At 33.9% G+C, this 2,705-nt stretch carries 3 protein-coding genes and 1 pseudogene; 3 read left to right on the top strand and 1 reads right to left on the bottom strand.

The window, feature by feature from the left end:
- The first annotated feature begins 204 nt into the window (after positions 1 to 204).
- The 3 genes from PL77_RS31955 to PL77_RS29310 all read left to right on the top strand — a co-directional run bounded on the left by PL77_RS31955 (position 205) and on the right by PL77_RS29310 (position 2,425).
- Positions 205 to 372 carry a hypothetical protein gene (locus PL77_RS31955; protein ID WP_156152602.1) on the top strand — a complete coding sequence of 56 codons (168 nt, stop codon included), beginning with the start codon at positions 205 to 207 and terminating at the stop codon, positions 370 to 372.
- Positions 373 to 504: 132 nt separating this feature from the next.
- On the top strand, positions 505 to 1,614 hold the full coding sequence (locus PL77_RS29315) for a hypothetical protein (RefSeq protein ID WP_044213439.1): 1,110 nt from the start codon (positions 505 to 507) through the stop codon (positions 1,612 to 1,614).
- A 139-nt stretch (positions 1,615 to 1,753) separates the two neighbouring features.
- The gene (locus PL77_RS29310; protein WP_044213436.1) at positions 1,754 to 2,425 is read left to right on the top strand and encodes an energy transducer TonB; all 672 of its coding nucleotides are present in this window, start codon (positions 1,754 to 1,756) and stop codon (positions 2,423 to 2,425) included.
- Positions 2,426 to 2,512: 87 nt separating this feature from the next.
- On the opposite strand, the pseudogene PL77_RS29305 reads toward PL77_RS29310, so the two are convergent.
- Positions 2,513 to 2,705 (bottom strand): annotated as a pseudogene (locus tag PL77_RS29305) (group II intron reverse transcriptase/maturase); the annotation flags it as partial.

Here is a 2,705-nt window from a genome sequence, read left to right as displayed (position 1 = left end):
TGCAAGACTTCAACTTTTCGAGAAAATAAGGAGATTAAAAATGGGATGGAAATATGGTTTTGAGTCTTTACGGAAGACCGTTTCAAGTCTCCAACTTGTATGACGAGTGTTACGTCAAAAAGACTCAAGTAAGTTACTGAAATAAAAATCAAATATCAATGACTTTCAGTTACTTAAAATCCCTTTTAATTGAAATAGACTTTAATGCTTTTCTCACAAAATTCTTACGTTTCTTATCAAGAGATAAACTCCATAGGAATTTTTGAAAAGTTGGAAAGTCGTGTTGTGGTAGGTTTTGTCTCGCCTCCTACGATTGTTTTTGTGGAGCGTTTGAAAAATAAAATAAATCTTATGGTTCTTGGTGGTCCTTAGTGGTTCAAACGGAACAAAAAAAGTCTCAACATAACATTCGGTAAGTTTTATAATTCGAACTACATTTTATAATTTAGAGGATAGTTGAGAGACAAAAATTACCTCAAATGTTGTGCTTAATAATTTTTATATATGACTCTAATTGCAAATACACTCAATGACGGTTTCCCTATTCTGATTGGAGATTTATTAGTCAGTTCTCCTACGAGAAAAGACGACTTTAAAATACCTACTTTTCTTGAAGGTGTTGAAAAGTACATGCCTAAGGACATGGTAAATTTCCCTGTTAAGCTGAACCAAAAAATCAAAGTCATTAACTCTAACTTGGCCTTAGGTTCTGCTGGTCTTTTAACGGAAATAGAAACTTTCCACAATGAGTTAAACACATATTTAGACAAGGTGGAGGTTGATACGGAATCTTTAAATAAGTTTAAAGACGAATTAGATTTAACTAAGTATTCTAAATCAGCTTTTCTACTTCTCTTTTATGATTCACAATCCGAATCATTTATTAGTATTACAATAAGTGATGGATATTGGAAAACAGAACCTCACGAATACTTCAATACGATTAATGCTGTAGGTACTGGGGCTACTGGATTCATTGAAGAATGTAATAGATATAAGAATGAAAATATTGAATGTAGTGGAAACACTAACATAACTAATAAAGCTCTTTCAGTTAATACCATTCTACTATCTGGATTACTCTCGAAAGAATCTTTTTCCTTAGAAACTATCAAAAAAAACTGGGGTGCTGGATTTGAAATAATATATTTTGATTCAGATACCCAATCTTTCACAAAACTTACTGAATTTTCATACATCATTTGGAGAGGCAAATACTCATCCCAAAAGAAAAAGTTAGAACTTGAACCTTATTTAATTCTTTCTTACAAATATTTCAATGGGGTCCTTGCTATATCTTCCTTCTTAAATGGCGAGGTAGATGGTTATGGTGTTTTACCTATAGGTATGAATAAAGATACCGTTGATCACTCCAGTCTGCCAAAGAAATTTGAAGTTTATAATCAAAAAATCTGTAACACCTTTGTAATAGAACTAGATGAAGGTAAGGTCTTCTACCCTTCTGCTTTCATAAGTCAAAGAGAGGATGGTCATACTGAAATAGGAATTAAAATCAACGACTCTGGACAATTAGAGATAATGCTAAATAAAGAGTTAGAGAATAAATTAAAATCTAGAATTGAAGAACAGTTTTACCCAGAAAAAGAAAACTAAGCACAACAATGTATATACAAAATAGACGAAATAGAAGTAATATCAACGATTGTAGCCCCCTTCAACTTCTCAAAGGTTTGATAAGTTTGAAGCCCGCAACCGCCTAGTTTGCATATACACAACGTTAACTTTAATCAATATGAGAGCTCAAATATTTACTAGCTGTATATTAGTTTTTATACTCTCTTTAACACAAGCAATAGGTCAGAGTTTAGATACTGTTTACTACGGAATTGATGGGATTGTATCTTCTGAAGACTCTGCTTTTTTTGTTCGATATGTCCATTACGATGAAATATCAAAAAAATACAAGTATCGACAGTGGTCTCTAATCAATTTATCTCATGGATTTGAAGGATCAGGAGAATTGCTTTCTCTAAACCCCGAAATAATCGACGGGAAAATTGACAAAACTGATGAGCTAGGAAATCAAGTCACTTACTTGTACGAGAAGAATAAGTTTATTGACATCATAAGTTACAAGATCTCAGATAATGAATCGGTTCCAATCTACCCTAATTATCTAGTTGATCAACCAATAAGCGTAGATGAACTCATTGAAACTGGCAATAAACTATATTCCAAACTAAGTTACCAAGTCAGCGAATTAAAGGACAGTAGCTGTAGGTTGTTAATTCAATTTGTAATCGAAAAGGATGGTTCAATTTCAAACGGTTCTGTACGATATGGTTGTGCATACAAACTTGAACCTTACATCTTAGAAGAATTGAATCAAATGACCTTTAAACCTGCTCGACATAAAGACAAGAATATTCGTGTGCTTGTCTTTACAATAGTACACGAAAAATAAAGTTAATCGAGTAGACTGCCCCGCCAATAAATGACGGGGAGAGCCTCTCACACCACCGTACATACGGGCCTCGTATACGGCGGTTGATTACCGTTCGGTTAACTTTTTGTAGATATCGGACATAGAAATATACCCTCTTTTCTCAAGTCTCTCTAAGGTGATTGTGGTGATAAGAATAGGACTTTGAGCAACTGCCCATCCGCCTTTCCTCGTTCTGCTCCAAGCGTAAGCCTGATCATAAGATATTCCTAAGCGTATTAAGTTTTTCCGTTTCCGTTCT

The organism is Flammeovirga sp. OC4, assembly GCF_000812565.1.
Lineage (GTDB): Bacteria > Bacteroidota > Bacteroidia > Cytophagales > Flammeovirgaceae > Flammeovirga.
This window is presented reverse-complemented; position numbering and strand designations above follow the sequence as displayed.

Excerpts from the sequence above, each read along its gene's own strand:
- PL77_RS31955 (WP_156152602.1), top strand. The coding sequence starts at position 205 with ATGCTTTTCTCACAAAATTCTTACGTTTCTTATCAAGAGATAAACTCC.
- PL77_RS29315 (WP_044213439.1), top strand. The coding sequence starts at position 505 with ATGACTCTAATTGCAAATACACTCAATGACGGTTTCCCTATTCTGATT.
- PL77_RS29310 (WP_044213436.1), top strand. The coding sequence starts at position 1,754 with ATGAGAGCTCAAATATTTACTAGCTGTATATTAGTTTTTATACTCTCT.